Origin of the sequence: Paenibacillus antri, from assembly GCF_005765165.1 — a bacterium.
Classification (GTDB): Bacteria; Bacillota; Bacilli; order Paenibacillales; family YIM-B00363; genus Paenibacillus_AE; species Paenibacillus_AE antri.
This window is the reverse complement of the sequence record NZ_VCIW01000002.1, coordinates 144,927-161,231: the sequence shown is the minus strand read 5'-3', so window position 1 is coordinate 161,231 and position 16,305 is coordinate 144,927. Positions and strand designations below refer to the sequence as shown.

The window sequence follows — 16,305 nt, the reverse complement described above, 5'->3', positions numbered from 1 at the left end:
TTGTCGATCCCTCCCTCGATGTCGGCGTTCGCGTGTTTATAAGTCGTCCGCTAACTATTATAGCATTGCCCTACCGAGCGTTCGACCGATCCGTTCGGCCAGCCTCTCGCCCATCCGAACGTTCCCGTACGTCCCCGGATGAATCAGATCGCAGGTAAGATCGCCGAGATCCGCCGCGATGTCCCCGCCTTCGATCAGCGCCAGCCGCTCGTCGCCCAGCCGATCGACTTCCCTGCGCACGATGTCGTTGAACGCTCTTTCCCTCGCTCCCGAGACCGACTCGGCCTCCGTCGCGAAGTTCGGGAAGACGGTGAGCGCGAACAGCGGCTTCTTCGGATGGCGCGCGCGGAGACGTTCGAACGCGTAGCGCGCTCGTCGCTCGAACGTCTCGGGTTCGAACCGCTCCCGCATATTCACGCCGAGCTCGAGCGTCGCGAAGTCCCAGTCGTCGCAAGAAGCGATGAAATCGATCGCTTCCTTCTCGCACCAGCACGATCCGCTCAGCCCCTTGTTCAGGACGTCGACGCCGAGGCGCCGGGCCGCGTGGTCGATATAGCTGTGCGGGTAGGCGCCGTGCCCGTGCGTGATCGAGGAGCCGTACGCGAGCCAGCGGAGCGTCGGCATCTCGTCCGCTCTCGGCGGCCGGACCTCGCGCCCGAACGTATGGACGCGCAGCAGCGCGACCGGCAAGCGTCCGAAGACGACGCGCCACACCTCCGGCGCGAAGCCCGACGCGAGCAGCCGCCCCCGATCGACGGCGTCCATTCTCGCCGGACGCTCCAAGTGGAGCGTCTTGACGACGCCGGCTTCCGCGCGGTGGAGCGAGTGCTGCAGTCCGCCCTTATAGACGGCGATATCCCCGCCCGCCTCCGAGAAGATCGTCACCCGCACGTGCTCCGCGTCGGTCGCGAACCGAAGCTCGCAGCCGGTCGCCTCCTCGGCGACCCATCTGCCCCGCTCGCCGAGCGCATGCCGGGCGGCCCGCGGGTATCGCTGCAGCTGCAGCGCCCCCGGCAGCGCGCCCTCGTCCAGCTCCGCCGCGTTGTGAAAATACAATCCGTTCCGAATCACGCCGTCCGCCCTCCTACAGCTTCACTTCCGCGCCCGTTCGCGCCGATTCGTAAAGCGCCGATAAAATCCGGATCATGTCGATCCCGTCCTGCGGCGTATTGATCGGCTTCGCCCGGCCTTGGAGGCAATCGACGAAGTGATGCAGATGCTCGGTATGGCCGCCGCTGTCCTTCGGCAGCTTCGGGATCACGTCCACGAGCGTCCCTTCCAGCTCGGTGAACACCTTGGCTTCGCCGCGTCGATAGTGCAGCCCCGCCTTCGTCCCGCGGAGCTCCACGAAGTTCGCTTCCTCTTCGACGTTCGCCGCCCAGCTGAACTCGATCTGCAGCGTCGCGCCGTTGTCGAACCGGATGAAGCCGGTCGCGAGATCCTCCACGTCGAAGATGCCGTCCGCCTTCTTCTCCCCGAAGGCGCTGTGGACCGAATCGCTGATGACGGCGTCCGCGAACTTCGCGTACGTCGCCCCGGTCACCGACACCGGACGCGGATCGCCCATCAGCCAGATCGCTACATCGATGAAGTGCACGCCGAGATCGATGAGCGGTCCGCCGCCGGACAGCGCGGCCGTCGTGAACCATCCGCCCTTGCCCGGAATGCCGCGGCGCCGCGTCCACCCGCAGCGGCCCGTGTAGATATCACCGGCGTATCCGCGATCCGCCAGCTTCTTCAGGAATTGCACCGCCGGACGGAAACGGTTGTTCCGCATCGACATCAGCAGCTTGCCGCTCCGCTCGGCCGCCTCCGCCATCGCGGCCGCCTGCGCCGGATCGACGGCGTCCGGCTTCTCGACGAAGACGTGATGTCCCGCGTCCAGCGCCGCGACGGCGATCTCGCTGTGGAACGCGTTCGGCGTCGCGATGTCGACGAAGTCGAGCTCCGGATGGTTCCGCAGCAGCTCGCGGTAATCCGCATATACGTGCGCGAGCGGAACGCCGAGCTCCTCGGCCCGCGCCTTCGCTTTATTCGCGTCGGGGTCGCAGATCGCGACGAGCTCGACCTCAGGATGGTTCGCCAGCGCCGGCGCATGCGCCGTTCTGAATATATTGCCCGCGCCGACGATGCCGGCCTTCAATTTCGTTTTCATGCTTTTTCTCTCCCTCGCCGATGGACGGCCCTTTAATTCTGTCAGCCTCCACCGTAACTCGGAGCCGCCGGGAGAACAATATACATCTTTCTCGTTTATTCGAGGGTCCCGCCGACTGCACCGGCGTGCAGCGTTTTCCGCCCCATCTCGTTACAAATTTTGCACCGCCGCGGTGCGCCGCACCACCCCTTCGCGCCAGAGCTAACCTGTATCCCCGTTGATTGCACCATTGTGCAGCACTTTCCGCCCCATCACGTTACAATTATTGCACCGCCGCGGTGCGCCGCACCTCCCCTTCGCGCCAGAGCTAACCTGTATCCCAGCCGATTGCACCGTCGTGCAGCGTTTTCCGCCCCATCTCGTTACAATTATTGCACCCCCGCGGTGCGCCGCACCTCCCCTTTGCGCCAGAGCTAACCTGTATCCCCGTTGATTGCACCGTCGTGCAGCACTTTCCGCCCCATCCCGTTACAATTATTGCACCGCCACGGTGCAATACGTCTTCTGTTAGCGGATTGGGCGTCGGCGCAACGCAAAAACGCCCGCCATCGGGAAGCCCCGATGACGGGCGTACGAAGTATGACAGCTCTACCGCAGCCCCGCCGCGGCGAACGCCTTGTCGAAGCCGGCCTTGGACCGTTCGAGCAGCGTCTCGACCGGGTCGGTCGGCGGCGACTGCGTAAGCACCTCTTGCGTGACCGCGCCGGCGTATCCGGTCGACGCCAGCGCGCGCAGGAAGCCCGCGAGGTCGATGACCCCGTCGCCCGGCAGGACGCGGTCGTTATCGAGCGCCTCCGATACCGGTACGTCGCGCGCGTCGTTCAGATGTACGTGTACGATCTGATGCGGCTGAAGCTTCGCGATGTCGCCTGCCGCCAATTCGGTCGTATACCAGTGATACGAGTCCAACAACAATCCGACGTTCGGTTCCGCAATTGTCTCGACCAGTTCCAGCGTTTCCTGCTGCGTCCAGATGAACGGATTCGCCCACCGGGTCCGGAGATGATGCGGGCCGACGTACTCCAGCCCGAGGCGGATGCCGTACGCGCCGAGCAGCTGCGCGCAGAGGCGCAGCCTGCGGACGGCTTGAGCCATGAAGCGAGCGGCCGGCGCATCCGTCGAAGGAAGGATGTACGTGCAGCATGCCGTAACGCCGATCGCCGCGGCGGCTTCGGCCGCGTCCCGCAGCTTCCCGAGACCGTTCCGGAACGCTTCGTCCGTCGTCCGCCATTCGACCGGCAAGCCGATCGAGCTCGCCTCTACGCCGTGCTTCGCAAGCAACTCCCGCGCCCCGTCGACGCCGTGGCGCGTCACCAAGCCGACAGCGTCAAGGTCGACCGTCTGGAAGCCGTAAGCGCCCGCCAGCTCGATGAATCGCTCGTCCGAACCGATGTCGCCGAGTCCGGCACGCGTCAATCCGATTTTCATATTCAAGGAAAACACCTCTTCTTCGTTAATAATTCCAGTTTAACTTGACTTCGTTCCCCGTGCGAGAAGATTCGTAAATCGCGTCCAGGATGAGGCTGTTCGCGAAGCCGGTCATCGCCGAGCTGATCGGCTGCTTGCCTTCGCGCACGCACTCGAGGAAGTGGCGGCTGAGCCGTTGGCGCGCGCCTTCGTCGCCCTCCGGCGTCCGCAGCTCCGTCTCGAGCGGACGGTCGAACTTCTCCGTGAGCAGCTTGCCGTGGGCCCCGCGATACGAAGCGCCGCCCTCGCTGCCCATCAGATGGATGAACGGCGCGCTGTCCGTATCCATATGGACCGCCCAGCTCACTTCGAGCGTCAAGGAAGAACCGTCCTCCATCTTGATCATCGCCGTGGCGAGATCCTCCACGTCGTATACGCCGTCCCAGTTCGGCTTGCCCCACGTGCCGATGCCCTTCTTCTTCGGGCCGAATTCCGCGTACGTCGAGCCGTAGACCGATACCGGCTTCGGATTGCCCATCAAGTACAACGCCAGGTCCAACATATGGACGCCGATATCGATGAGCGGCCCGCCGCCGGACTCGTTCATCCGCGTAAACCACGTGCCCCATCCGGGAATGCCCTTCCGGCGGTACCAACCCGTCTTCGCCGTATAGATGCGCCCGAGCTCGCCGCGGAGCGCCTGCTCCTTGATCTGCATCGGCACCGATTCCCACCGCATCTGATGCGCGATCATCAGCGTCCGATCCGTTGCGGCGGCCGCTCGCATGATCGTCCGCGCCGCTTCGGCGTCGATCGCCATCGGCTTCTCCAGCAGCACGTGCTTGCCGGCCTCGAGCGCTTGCACCGCCAGCGGCGCATGAAATTGGTTCGGCACGCCGATCACGACCGCGTCGACGTCCTTGCTCGCGATGAGCGCCTCGGCCGACGACGCTACCGTTCCGACGCCGTATTCCTTCGCCCTCGCTTCCGCGAGCGGCAAATAAACGTCCGTCACCGCCGTAATTTCGCATGCGTCGGACAGCTTCGAGAACTCTTTCAAGTGAACGTTTCCAATATTGCCGGCGCCGATGACGCCGAGCCTCAGCTTGTTCGTGCCGCTCATCATTTTTCATCCCCCGCGAATCGTTTTTTTGCTATGATCATGGTAACCGAGCCCGAGCGAAAATACGTACCGCTCGTTTCGGCGAATGTCTCATTTTTTCGGAGTCGGAGGACCCTCGTCATGACGCACTATCCCGGTTATTTGAAGACGTATCCCAATATGCACGCGCCCTTCCCGTTTCATCTCGGGCTCCATCGGCTGACGAACGGATTTCGCGCCCACCGGCACGACTTTCTCGAATTTTCGTACGTCGTGGAAGGCAGCGGCTCGGAGACGATCGACGGCGTGAACCACCCGATGGTGCCGGGCACGTTCACCTTCATCCTGCCGTATCAGGTGCACGAGCTGTTCACGGATCCGGGAAGCACCTTGGTGTTATATAATTGCAATTTCGGAATGGACTTGTTGTACGAGACCGGCATGAGCGGGGGCTTCGGCGAGCTGTTCGCCGGGTTGGACGACTTGCCTGCGTATGCAAGGCTCCAAGGGGAAGCGATGGAGGAGATGCGGGTCCGCATCGAAGAGATGTACCGCGAGACGATGTCTACGGAGCGGTGGCGCGACACGCTGCTGAAGGCGAAGCTCGCGGAGACGCTCGTCCGATTCGACCGGTACCGCCATCAGTCCGAGGCGGCGCCCGAGACGAGCGGGGCTACCGCTTCCGTCCGGCCGCCCCGGAGCGGGAAGAGCTCGGTGTGGGCCGCTGTCCATTACATCCACAACAATTATCAAGAGGATCTGTCGCTGAGCGACCTCGCGAGGCGCTTCTCGCTCAGCGCCTCGCGCATGAGCGAGGTGATCAAGGAGGCGACCGGCCAGACGTTCGTCCGGTTCGTGCACGACCTGCGCCTTCGCCAAGCGGCCAGCCTGCTCGTCTCCACCGACATGTCCGTCACGGACATCGTGCACGAGGTCGGCTTCGGCTCCTACAAGACGTTCGCTCGGATGTTTAAAGAAGCGAAGGGCATCTCCCCGACCGATTATCGGAAGAGCAAGCGGGGCCGTCCGGCGGCGGTCAGGGACTCATTTTCGCAAGGGAAGGAATCGCAGCTATGAACATCTTTCTCCTCAATGCCGTCGATGCGTCGGAGGACGAGCCTCGCGTTACGTGCCGGGCGTACTCCGATTTCCTCGGGGAGCGTGCGAGCCCGCCGCATTGACGGACGGCTCGCTCCGGTTCTCCCGCTTGATCACCCACGCGAAGTTGAACTGCATGAGCGCGGCTCCGAGCACGACGGCCCCGATCCACGGGCTGTCCAAATCGGACGAAAGCGCGATCATGAGGAACAACGCGACGACGCGCCCGACGTTGATGAACGCCTCGCGAGCGACGATCGTTTCGACCCGCAGGTTTCCCTTGAGCGGCAGCTGGCCGACCAGGCGGTAATGGTACGCGGAGAAGGAGTTCACGAGCAGCGGTATGCAGCCGTAATACGACACCGCGAACGCGGCGACCGTCCACACATGAACGCCGAACGCCGTCAGCAGCGCGGCGCCGGTCGTGAAGGCGCAGGCGGCGATCAATGCGTAGCGCTTCGCGAGCTCGGGCTTCGCGTACCGCGAGAGCAGGTAGCTCGTCAGAATCGTCAGGCCGAGCAGCGCGACGCCCGCATAGCCGACCCAATCCTCGCGGCCCAACGCGTCGAACAACAGGATGTTCGGCAGAAACAACAGCAGCCCTTGATACAACCCGAGAATCATCCACCCGAACAAGCTGTGCCGGAACGACGCGTCCTTACGAAACAAGAGCGGCAGCAGCCGTAAATAATACGATTTATGATGGCTGCCCTTCGCCTTCAATCGGAAGCTTCCGATCGTGGCGAGGACGAACGTGACGAACGCGATCGTAAAGACGATCATATACCCTTCCAAGCCGTCGGCGAGCCCGATCATATAGCCGGCCGCCGCCGGACCGATCAGCCCCGCGAGATTAAAGCAGATGGAATTGAGCCCCAGATACCGAATCCGATTCTGGTCCGTGGACACGTCGTACATGAGCGTTAAGTACCCGAGCCAATAGAAGGCGCCCGAGGTGCCGGCCAGCATCGCGAAGACGTAGTAATAATCGACCACTCGGGGGCCGGCGATAATGACGAGCAAATAAAAGGTCGCCGTCATCGCGATGCCGAGCCGATACGCGAAGAGCCGATCCTTCGTCTTGGCGTATTTGCCGCCGATCGCGAAGACGATCGGGCCGACGGCGTACGACAGCAGCGCGTACATGCCGTTGATCGCGAGACTTTCCGTCAGACGCCATAAGTACAAATTGAGAAACACGCCGGACATCGACGCTCCCAGTTGGAAGAAGCTGTGGATCGAGATCGTCGTGACGGCTTCCTTGGATAATCGTTTCTCGAGCGGAACGCCCGCGGAGAGGCGCTTCCATCGTACGCTCGGAAAGGCCATGAACGGTACACCTCGGTTCGGTGAGTTGACCTGCTATGCCCGAAGGCGAATTCATTATAGCAGAAACCGGAGCGCCGCGGGGAAAAGAATACCGGCGTCAATTGCCCCGGAAATGATCAAAAAGCCCGCCGGCGGGTTTCCCCGACAGCGGGCTTCGCATAATTACAGCCGAAATTCGACGCCCGTTAGCCGCTCCGACACGTCCCAAAGCCGACGCGCGACTTCGGGGTCGTCCTTCTTCGCGCCGACGGCGTCCGGCGCCGGATACCCGCGGCGCCCGCCGCGCCCGTCCGGGCCGATCAGCTCGCCGCCGCGTATCGACGGGCTCGTCGCCGCGTACAGCGTCGGCAGCGCCCCCATCTCCGCGGAGTGTCCGACGGAGGCGAGCAGCATCTTCATAAACCAACCCGATTGTTTGCCGGAGCCTCGCGAGAACAAGTTCGTCGTCGAGATGCCCGGGTGGCAGGCGACGCTGATCGCGGCCGCGCCGGAAGCGCTCAAGCGCCGCTGCAGCTCGAGCGCGAACAGCAAATTCGCGAGCTTGCTCTGGGAATAGAACTTCATGGCGCCATACCCGCGGGATCCGTCCAAGTTGTCGAAGTCGATGCGTCCGGAACGTGCGGCGATGCTCGTGAGCGTAACGATGCGGGCGCGGCCGGACTCCGGCGACGTCAGCGACGGCAGCAGCAGGCCGGTCAAGGCGAAGTGCCCCAAGTGGTTGCTGCCGAATTGGAGCTCGAAGCCGTCCTTCGTCTTGCCGTACGGCGGAATCATGACCCCCGCGTTATTGATCAGCAGGTCGAGCCGACCGCGAGCCTCCCGGAACGCCGCGGCGAACGCCCGCACGCTGGCGAGATCGGCCAGGTCGAGCGGCAGCAGCGTCAGCTTCGCCCCGGGTACGGCGGCTCGGATGCGCTCCGCCGCCGCTTCCCCCTTCGCCGCGTTGCGCACGGCCATAACGACGTCGGCGCCTTTCCCCGCGAATACCCGAGCCGCTTCCAAGCCGATACCGCTGCTGGCGCCGGTCACGACGACCGTCTTCCCGGTTTGATCGGGGATATCCTCCTGTCCCCGCGCGTTCCCCGTCTTCTTGTTTTCACTGCTTCCATTGTGCATCTACCGATCGTCTCCCTTCGAAAAATCGCGCATGCATGGATCCGAGGGCTTACTTCCCTACATACGTAAGCTTATCTGGATTGCGCATAAGATAGATGTTCCGGATCCCGTCCTTCGCGATGCGGAACATGCCCGCGGTATGGACGATCCCTTCTTCCGAGCGAATGACGAAGCCCGCTTGTCCATTGAGACGGACAAGGTCGATCACGACGTCGTCCCCGACCGTAGCGGCCTTGCGAACGCCGCCGAGCAGAAACTGCGCGACGCGCTCTCTCGTTCGAATCGGATTCAATGCCGCGACCGCCTTGCCGCCTCCGTCGGCGACGAGGACGACGTCTTGATCCAGCAACGCGTAGAGCCGGTCCAGATCCCCCTTCTTAAGCGCCGCCACGAAGTCGTCGGCCCAAGATCGGCCTGCCGGATCGGAGCGAATCGGCTCGTCCTCGGGAAGCTCCATCTTCGCTTTCGCCCGGCTGAACAGCTTCCGGCAGCCGACCTCGCTCTTGCCGAGAAGCTTTGCGACTTCCCCGTACTCGAAGCCGAGCGCTTCGCGCAGGACGAACACGGCGCGTTCCGAGATCGACAGACGTTCGAGCAATACGAGCATGGCATACGATAAGAGGTCGTCCTGGACGACCGATTCCGACGAATCTTCCGCCGCGCCTTGGAGCGGCTCCGGCAGCCATTCCCCGACGTAATGCTCCCGCTTCTTGCGCGCCGATTTATACAAGTCGCGACAGCGATTCGTCACCATCTTGCATAGGAAAGCTTTCGAATCTTCCAGCCTGCTCGGCGGAAGGCTCTGCGCTTTCAAAAATACATCGTGGACGACGTCCTCCGCATCGGCGGCCGATCCGGTCAATTGATAAGCCAGCTTGAACATCAACCCTTTGTACTGCACGTACAGCTCTTGCATCGGAGCACTCCTCCTTCCGCGCGATCGATTTCCTTCCCTCACTCTATCTTCTGCGAAGCGGTTAAGCAAGGGATGTCACAAAACGATCCGCTCGGTCGTGTTATGGATGAAGCCCGCTGCGACGAACCGGCCGTCGACCGGCTTCGACATCACGCCGCCCCGCAAGGAGGGCTATATCCCAGGAGGTTATCATATGAAAATCGTAATCGTCGGCGGTACCGGATTGATCGGCAAAAAAATGATCGCTAGACTTCAGTCGCTCGGACATGAGACGGCGGTCGCCTCGCCGTCGGCAGGCGTCGATTCCGTCACGGGAGAAGGATTGGCGAAAGCGATCCGAGGCGCGCAGGTCGTCGTCGACGTGACGAACTCCCCATCGTTCGAAAGGGATGCCGTCATGTCGTTCTTCCAGAAGTCCACGCGGAATCTCCTCGCCGCCGAAGCGGCCGCCGGGGCGGTCCATCATGTGGCGCTGTCCGTGGTCGGCGCGGACCGGCTCGAAGAGAACGACTATCTCCGCGCGAAGCGGGCGCAGGAGAAGCTGATCGAAACTTCCGAAATCCCGTATACGATCGTACGCGCTACGCAATTTTACGAATTCGCCGGTACCATCGCCTACACCGCGACGGAAGGGCAAACCGTCAATCTGCCCTCCGCCCTCGTGCAGCCGATCGCCGCGGACGACGTAGCGGAAGCGATGGTCGACTATGCCCTCGCCGCGCCTGCGAACGGCGTCGTCGAAATCGCCGGACCCGAGCGGCTCGGTCTGGACGAATTCGTCCGCGTCTCCTTGCGCGCGAGCCGAGACGAGCGGCAAGTCGTTACGGACGATTCGAAGGGGTACTTCGGCGCGCCGCTCCAAGCGGAATCGCTCGTCCCCGTCGAGGACGGCGCAAGGATCGCCTCGACGCGCCTCGGCGATTGGCTCGCCCGTCTCGGAACCCAAGCCTAAACGAACGCAGCCGGTGTATGCGAAAAAGCGGCGCCCCCGATCGATATCCGACCGGAGGCGCCACTTCTCTATACGCTTATTGGCTAAGCCACTTCTTGAACAACAGCTTCGTCGTGTCGCGGTTGATCGCGGCGATCGACGTCGTCAGCGGAATGCCCTTCGGACACGACTGCACGCAGTTCTGCGAGTTGCCGCAGCCCTCGATGCCGCCGTCCTGCATCAGCGATTCGAGACGCTCGTCCGCGTTCATCTCGCCCGTCGGATGCGCGTTGAACAAGCGCACCTGCGAGATCGGCGCCGGACCGATGAAGTCGTTCCGGTCGTTGACGTTCGGGCACGCCTCGAGGCAGACGCCGCACGTCATGCACTTGGACAGCTCGTACGCCCACTGGCGCTTCGCTTCCGCCATCCGCGGACCCGGTCCGAGATCGTACGTGCCGTCGATCGGAATCCACGCCTTCACGCGCTTCAGCGAGTTGAACATCCGGCCGCGGTCGATGACGAGATCCCGCATGACCGGGAACGTCTTCATCGGCGCGAGGCGGACCGGCTGCTCGAGCTTGTCAACGAGCGCCGTGCACGCCTGGCGCGGCTTGCCGTTAATGACCATCGAGCAGGCCCCGCACACTTCCTCCAAGCAGTTGGACTCCCAGCAGACGGGGGACGTATTGTCGCCCTTGGCGTTCACCGGATTGCGCTGTACTTCCATCAGCGCGCTGATGACGTTCATGTTCGGGCGGTACGGAATTTCGAATTCCTCCGTGTACGAAGGAGATTCCGGCGTATCTTGACGCGTTACGATAAACTTGACTGTCTTCTTGTCGTTCGCCGTTGTCGTAGACATCGCTCTGGCACCCTCCCTTTCTTATTTCTTCTTATCCGAAGTATAATCGCGCTTGCGCGGCGCGATGAGCGAGACGTCGATATCCTCGTAGGAAATCTCCGGACCGTTCGACGTATACTTCGCGACCGTCGTCTTCATGAAGTTGTCGTCGTCGCGCTCCGGGAACTCCGGCTTGTAATGCGCGCCGCGGCTTTCGTTCCGCTGCAGGGCGCCGATCGTCATGACGCGCGCGAGCTCGAACATGTTCCACAGCTGACGCGTGAACGACGCCGCTTGGTTGCTCCACTTCGCCGTGTCGTTGATGTTGATGTTCTTATAGCGCTGCATGAGCTCCTGGATTTTGTTGTCCGTCTCCTGCAGCTTCTTGTTATACCGGACGACCGTCATGTTGTCGATCATCCATTCGCCGAGCTCCTTATGCAGCACGTACGGGTTTTCAGTGCCCTTCGTAAGACCGAGAATGCCTTCGTATTTCTCCGTTTGGCGCTTCTTCTCCGCGCTGAACACGCGCTCGTCCAAGTCCGCCGAGGACTTCTTGAGACCCTTGATATATTCGACCGCTTTCGGTCCCGCCACCATGCCGCCGAAAATCGCCGAGAGCAGCGAGTTCGCGCCGAGGCGGTTCGCGCCGTGGAATTGATATTCGCATTCGCCCGCCGCGAAGAGACCCGGGATGTTCGTCATTTGGTTGTAGTCGACCCACATGCCGCCCATGGAGTAATGTACCGCAGGGAAAATCTTCATCGGAATTTTTCGCGGATCGTCGCCCATGAACTTCTCGTAAATCTCGATGATGCCGCCGAGCTTCACGTCCAGCTCTTTCGGATCTTTATGCGACAAGTCGAGGTACACCATGTTCTCGCCGTTAATGCCGAGCTTTTGGTCGACGCACACCGCGAAAATTTCGCGCGTCGCGATATCCCGAGGCACGAGGTTGCCGTAGGCCGGATACTTCTCCTCGAGGAAGTACCACGGTTTGCCGTCCTTGTCGTACGTCCAGATGCGTCCGCCTTCGCCGCGCGCCGACTCGGACATGAGGCGCAGCTTGTCGTCGCCCGGAATGGCCGTCGGGTGAATCTGAATGAACTCGCCGTTCGCGTAGTAGACGCCTTGCTGGTATACCGCGCTTGCCGCCGTACCCGTGTTAATGACCGAGTTCGTCGACTTCCCGAAGATGATCCCCGGTCCGCCGGTCGCTAGAATGACCGCATCCGCGCGGAACGTGTGCACTTCCATCGAACGGAGATCCTGCGCGGAGATGCCGCGGCAGACGCCTTCTTCGTCGATGACGGCGCCGAGGAATTCCCAATGCTCGTACTTCGTGACGAGGCCCGCCACTTCCCAGCGGCGCACCTGCTCGTCGAGCGCGTACAGCAGCTGTTGGCCCGTCGTCGCGCCCGCGAACGCCGTCCGGTGATGCTTCGTGCCGCCGAAGCGGCGGAAGTCGAGCAACCCTTCCGGCGTCCGGTTGAACATAACGCCCATCCGATCCATCAAGTGGATGATGCCCGGCGCGGCTTCGCACATCGCTTTGACAGGAGGCTGGTTCGCGAGGAAGTCGCCGCCGTAGATCGTATCGTCGAAGTGCTCCCACGGGGAGTCGCCTTCGCCCTTCGTATTGACCGCTCCGTTGATGCCGCCTTGCGCGCACACCGAGTGGGAGCGCTTGACCGGCACGAGCGAAAACAGGTCGACGTGCTGACCCGCTTCCGCCGCTTTGATGGTTGCCATCAGGCCGGCGAGACCGCCGCCGACGACGATGATGTTTTGGTTCGCCATAATGTTACCGTTCACTCCTCTTCTATTGTAGGGACGCAGAGGCAAGCGGCTCCGCGAAAGAATCGTCCAAGAACCCGCCCATCGCCATCCAGAACATGAAGGTCATCAGGACGAAGAGCGCCATCGTCGCATAAGAGGCGACGCGCTGCGCGCGCGGGCCGACTGCGATGCCCCAGGACACGAGGAACGACCACAACCCGTTGCAGAAGTGGAACGACGCCGCTAAGACGCACACGAAATAAATCCAAAAATACACCGGGTTCGACAAGATCTCATGCATTTGCACCCCGACGGCGTCCTGCTCGACCGTGCCGAGCGCGATTTGCACCCGCGTGCTCCAAATATGCCATACGACGAAGACGAACGTGATGACCCCGGTGATGCGCTGCGCAAAGAACGCCCAGTTCCGGATATAGCCGTAATTGCTGACGTTGTTCCGCGATTGGTACGCGACATACAGACCGTACACGCCGTGATAGAGAAGCGGAAGCCAGATGACGAAAATTTCGAGCCCCAGCACGAGCGGCAAGCCGTGGATCCAATGGATGTGCTCGACGAATTTTTCTTGCCCGCCTTGAAAAGCGGAGTAATTCGTGAGCAGGTGCTCGATGAAGAAGCCCCCGAGCGGAAGCACGCCTAATAAGGAGTGGATCTTCCGGTGCAAATACGAATTTCCTTTCATGTTCCTTGTTCCTCCCTGATTGAAATCGCCGTTCCGTTCACTTTGTGACAAACCGTACACAATTCTACTCCCGCGGGATAAGCCCGTCAATACGATCGGCACAGTCCGTTCAAAAAAGTTTCACATTGTAAATGATACAACTCCGCCTCTTATAATGGAAGTACCGATTTATTATAATGAATAATACCTAAACTGCATAAGATCATATATGGAGGTGTCCCCCTCATGTACGACCAGATGATCGCCCTCGCCGCCGTCGTCGAGCACCGGAGCGTCAACAAAGCGTCGCAGGCGCTCAATATTAGCCAGCCTGCGCTGTCGCGCAAAATTTCGACGCTCGAGGAGGATCTCGGCGTGAAGCTGTTTCATCGGCGCGGCAAGCGGCTCGAGCTGACGCGCGTCGGCCAGATCAGCTACGAATTCGCCGTCGAGATGCGACAGCTGCAAGGGCGGTTTCTACAGACGCTCGGCGAATTCAACTCGGCCAACCGGGGCCGCTTGACGCTCGGGGCGAGCCTCACCACGCTGCAATCCACGCTGCCCGATCTCATCGCCGCGTTCACGCGCCACGCCCCCGACGTCGACATTCACGCCGTCACCGGGAAAACCCACGAGATCGTCACGCTCGTGAAAGAGAAGAAGTGCGACGTCGGCCTCGTCGCCTCCGCCGTCGACACGCCGGACACCGTCTGCGTGCCGCTGTTCGACGACCACTTGTCTCTCGTCCTGCCCGCCTTCCACCCGCTCGGGGCCAAGGCCGAGCTGTCGATCGGCGACTTGGAGCGGCTGCCGATGATCTTATTTTCCCAAGGGACGTGGTATCGGGTGTTAACCGACGAGCTGCTCGCCGCGAACGGCGTCGTGCCGGACGTCAAGATGGAGATCGATTCGTTCGAGGTGATCGTTCGCCTCGTCTCCGCCTGCAATCTCGCGACGCTGCTTCCGCAATCGTATCTCCGCAGCAGCGTCGCCGACGACGACGCGGTCGTCGTGCGGCACATTCCCGACATCGCCCATTTCACCCGGACGACGTCGCTGCTGTATTCGAAGCATAGTCCGCTGACGCCCGCGGCCGCTCAGCTGATCGAGCTCGCCCAGCAAACGAAGCTGTGGGGCTCGGCGTCGTCGCATGAATCGTTCCGGACGCCTATGATAAAATAAAACGACGTCTATCATTAAGTATGTACATAAATGTTAGGAGCGAAATCATGACTATTTCGAAAATCGCAAAGTCGTTATGGATCGCTTCGGCGGTCGGCCTCCTTGTATTTCTTGCGACCAACGTCGTCCCGATGGTCGCGGGCAATGATCCGAGCGCGACGACGCACGTCGTCGACCGTTCGGGAGCCGAGCAGGCCGCTGAAGCGTACGTTCGGGAGCGGACCGGGGACGCCGGCGCGGAGCTTCGTTCCTTCGCGATGTATTCGGCCGACCGGGACGTCTTCGGGTATTTCTACGAGGCCGAGACGATCGCCGACGTACAGAAACGGTGGTCCGCGACGCTTCCGTTAGAGGCGTACCGCGTCGAAGTGGAAGACGCGGGGACCGGCGCGAAGCACTGGGTCGACGTCAATCCGTACACCGGTCGCGCGACCGAATGGAGTTTGGGCGTCGCCGGCGAACCGGTCGCCGGAGGCGAGCTGGAAGCGATCGGCCGCCAGGCGATCGCGGACCTCGGCTGGACGGGCGCCGAGCCGGAGCTGCTCTGGGCGGACGAGGACGTCGGCGAGGCGGCCTACGCGCTCTCGGACCCGGTCTTCGGCGAGGCGTCCGCCGAGGTGTCGGTGCGGGCCGACGATCTGCGAGCGACCGCCTTCACGGTGCGTTGGATCGTCCCCGAATCGTACGCGTCCCGTATCGCGGACCAAGACGCCAAGTCGTCCGCGCTCGGTCTGATCGGCCTGCTGCTCAGCGGCGTCCTGCAATTCGCCGCCTTCATCTATGCGCTCGCGCAGGCCGGCTCCGTCCGTTGGAACCGCGGCGTCTTGATGGCGCTCGTCTTCGGCGTGTTCTATTGCGCGATGAACGTGAACATGTACCCCGGACTCAAGGCGACGATGCTCGACCTCCTGAACGGCGGCGACTATACCGGCATCGCCGAGCTGGACGGCGCCGGGGCGATCGCCGGCATGATCGGCGGACTCGTCGTCACGAACGCCCTGACGCTCGCCATGGCGATCGGCCTCTACTTCAGCGCCGTCGCCGGCGATACGCTCGCCGCGCGGCAAGGCTACCGGCTGTGGCCGCAGCCGGAAGACGCCGAGTACGGCTCGCACGTCGCGGCCGCGGCGAAGCTCGGCTACGTGTACGCGCCGATCTTGCTCGGCGTGCAATCGATCCTGTTTCTGTTCGCGGAGCAAGGCTTTCGCACCTGGTACACGATCGACGCGCTCAGCTCGCCGAACAACATGGCGTATCCGTTGCTCGCGCCGCTGCTCGCCTGGTGCGCGGCCGTCTCCGAAGAAGCCGTGTATCGCCTCTTCGCCATCGCGGCGCTGAAGCGGCTGTTCGCCTGGCCGCTGTCTTGGGCGTTGAAACCGCTCGGCGCGTCCAAGCGGACCGTCGGCGCCGTCGCCCTTGTCGGCGCCATCCTGCTGAGCAGCATGGTCTGGGCGCTCGGCCACGTTCAATATCCGATCTATCCGTATTACACGCGATTCGCGGAGGTGACGGCGCTCGGCTTGCTGTTCGCCTTCATCTTCCTGAGGCACGGCTTCCTCGCCGCCGTCTTCGCGCACGCGGTCGTCGACCTGATCTGGTTCGGCATCTCCGTCGTCTCCTCCGCGCCGACGGCAGGCGGCTTCGCCGCTTTCGCCTTCTACCTGGCGACGCCGGCGTTCGTAGCGCTCTACGTGCGTTGGAGCCGTCGGGACCGACCGGCCGCGCCGATCGGCTAAAGGAAAAACCTCCTTCCGCTTCCGTCCT

Annotated in this window: 14 protein-coding genes; 4 read left to right on the top strand and 10 right to left on the bottom strand. The window is 62.3% G+C overall.

What is annotated here, in order from left to right; translation table 11 throughout:
• Positions 1-57: 57 nt before the first annotated feature.
• The 4 genes from FE782_RS03940 to FE782_RS03925 all read right to left on the bottom strand — a co-directional run bounded on the left by FE782_RS03940 (position 58) and on the right by FE782_RS03925 (position 4,685).
• Entirely contained in the window at positions 58-1,071 is a 1,014-nt protein-coding gene (locus FE782_RS03940) for an SGNH/GDSL hydrolase family protein (RefSeq protein WP_138192718.1), read from the bottom strand.
• A gap of 13 nt (positions 1,072-1,084) precedes the next feature.
• Positions 1,085-2,155, bottom strand: a complete 1,071-nt coding sequence (locus tag FE782_RS03935; RefSeq protein WP_138192716.1) for a Gfo/Idh/MocA family protein — start codon at positions 2,153-2,155, stop codon at positions 1,085-1,087.
• 588 nt (positions 2,156-2,743) lie between these two features.
• Entirely contained in the window at positions 2,744-3,583 is an 840-nt protein-coding gene (locus tag FE782_RS03930; RefSeq protein ID WP_138193081.1) for a sugar phosphate isomerase/epimerase family protein, read from the bottom strand.
• Positions 3,584-3,608: 25 nt separating this feature from the next.
• Positions 3,609-4,685, bottom strand: coding sequence for a Gfo/Idh/MocA family protein (locus FE782_RS03925; protein WP_138192711.1), 1,077 nt, complete (start codon positions 4,683-4,685; stop codon positions 3,609-3,611).
• A 120-nt stretch (positions 4,686-4,805) separates the two neighbouring features.
• Between FE782_RS03925 and FE782_RS03920 the strand changes: the two genes are divergently transcribed.
• Positions 4,806-5,741: an AraC family transcriptional regulator gene (locus FE782_RS03920; RefSeq protein ID WP_158299244.1), complete on the top strand. Its 936-nt coding sequence runs from the start codon at positions 4,806-4,808 to the stop codon at positions 5,739-5,741.
• A 48-nt stretch (positions 5,742-5,789) separates the two neighbouring features.
• Here FE782_RS03920 and FE782_RS03915 read toward each other — a convergent pair whose 3' ends face one another.
• The 3 genes from FE782_RS03915 to sigJ form a co-directional block, all read right to left on the bottom strand.
• Complete coding sequence (locus tag FE782_RS03915; protein WP_138192707.1) at positions 5,790-7,091, bottom strand: MFS transporter; 1,302 nt, start codon at positions 7,089-7,091, stop codon at positions 5,790-5,792.
• Between the two features lie 162 nt (positions 7,092-7,253).
• The gene (locus FE782_RS03910; RefSeq protein WP_138192705.1) at positions 7,254-8,207 is read right to left on the bottom strand and encodes an oxidoreductase; all 954 of its coding nucleotides are present in this window, start codon (positions 8,205-8,207) and stop codon (positions 7,254-7,256) included.
• Positions 8,208-8,256: 49 nt separating this feature from the next.
• On the bottom strand, positions 8,257-9,123 hold the full coding sequence (gene sigJ, locus FE782_RS03905; RefSeq protein WP_138192703.1) for an RNA polymerase sigma factor SigJ: 867 nt from the start codon (positions 9,121-9,123) through the stop codon (positions 8,257-8,259).
• Positions 9,124-9,316: 193 nt separating this feature from the next.
• Between sigJ and FE782_RS03900 the strand changes: the two genes are divergently transcribed.
• On the top strand, positions 9,317-10,075 hold the full coding sequence (locus FE782_RS03900; protein ID WP_138192701.1) for an SDR family oxidoreductase: 759 nt from the start codon (positions 9,317-9,319) through the stop codon (positions 10,073-10,075).
• A gap of 76 nt (positions 10,076-10,151) precedes the next feature.
• On the opposite strand, the gene sdhB is transcribed toward FE782_RS03900, so the two are convergent.
• The 3 genes from sdhB to FE782_RS03885 are packed head-to-tail and all read right to left on the bottom strand — an operon-like array spanning position 10,152 to position 13,380.
• Positions 10,152-10,919, bottom strand: coding sequence for a succinate dehydrogenase iron-sulfur subunit (gene sdhB / locus FE782_RS03895; protein ID WP_138192699.1), 768 nt, complete (start codon positions 10,917-10,919; stop codon positions 10,152-10,154).
• A gap of 21 nt (positions 10,920-10,940) precedes the next feature.
• On the bottom strand, positions 10,941-12,698 hold the full coding sequence (gene sdhA, locus FE782_RS03890) for a succinate dehydrogenase flavoprotein subunit (protein WP_138192697.1): 1,758 nt from the start codon (positions 12,696-12,698) through the stop codon (positions 10,941-10,943).
• Positions 12,699-12,720: 22 nt separating this feature from the next.
• A complete protein-coding gene (locus FE782_RS03885; protein WP_138192695.1) occupies positions 12,721-13,380 on the bottom strand; it encodes a succinate dehydrogenase cytochrome b558 subunit in 660 nt (219 codons plus the stop codon).
• Between the two features lie 225 nt (positions 13,381-13,605).
• Here FE782_RS03885 and FE782_RS03880 point away from each other — a divergent pair, with 225 nt between their 5' ends.
• The gene (locus FE782_RS03880; RefSeq protein WP_138192693.1) at positions 13,606-14,541 is read left to right on the top strand and encodes a LysR family transcriptional regulator; all 936 of its coding nucleotides are present in this window, start codon (positions 13,606-13,608) and stop codon (positions 14,539-14,541) included.
• A 47-nt stretch (positions 14,542-14,588) separates the two neighbouring features.
• Positions 14,589-16,277, top strand: coding sequence for a CPBP family intramembrane glutamic endopeptidase (locus tag FE782_RS03875; protein ID WP_138192691.1), 1,689 nt, complete (start codon positions 14,589-14,591; stop codon positions 16,275-16,277).
• Positions 16,278-16,305: the final 28 nt, after the last annotated feature.

Coding starts and splice junctions, on each gene's coding strand:
- FE782_RS03935 (WP_138192716.1), bottom strand. CDS start 2,155: ATGAAAACGAAATTGAAGGCCGGCATCGTCGGCGCGGGCAATATATTC.
- FE782_RS03930 (WP_138193081.1), bottom strand. CDS start 3,583: ATGAAAATCGGATTGACGCGTGCCGGACTCGGCGACATCGGTTCGGAC.
- FE782_RS03925 (WP_138192711.1), bottom strand. CDS start 4,685: ATGAGCGGCACGAACAAGCTGAGGCTCGGCGTCATCGGCGCCGGCAAT.
- FE782_RS03920 (WP_158299244.1), top strand. CDS start 4,806: ATGACGCACTATCCCGGTTATTTGAAGACGTATCCCAATATGCACGCG.
- FE782_RS03915 (WP_138192707.1), bottom strand. CDS start 7,091: ATGGCCTTTCCGAGCGTACGATGGAAGCGCCTCTCCGCGGGCGTTCCG.
- FE782_RS03910 (WP_138192705.1), bottom strand. CDS start 8,207: ATGCACAATGGAAGCAGTGAAAACAAGAAGACGGGGAACGCGCGGGGA.
- sigJ (WP_138192703.1), bottom strand. CDS start 9,123: ATGCAAGAGCTGTACGTGCAGTACAAAGGGTTGATGTTCAAGCTGGCT.
- FE782_RS03900 (WP_138192701.1), top strand. CDS start 9,317: ATGAAAATCGTAATCGTCGGCGGTACCGGATTGATCGGCAAAAAAATG.
- sdhB (WP_138192699.1), bottom strand. CDS start 10,919: ATGTCTACGACAACGGCGAACGACAAGAAGACAGTCAAGTTTATCGTA.
- sdhA (WP_138192697.1), bottom strand. CDS start 12,698: ATGGCGAACCAAAACATCATCGTCGTCGGCGGCGGTCTCGCCGGCCTG.
- FE782_RS03885 (WP_138192695.1), bottom strand. CDS start 13,380: ATGAAAGGAAATTCGTATTTGCACCGGAAGATCCACTCCTTATTAGGC.
- FE782_RS03880 (WP_138192693.1), top strand. CDS start 13,606: ATGTACGACCAGATGATCGCCCTCGCCGCCGTCGTCGAGCACCGGAGC.
- FE782_RS03875 (WP_138192691.1), top strand. CDS start 14,589: ATGACTATTTCGAAAATCGCAAAGTCGTTATGGATCGCTTCGGCGGTC.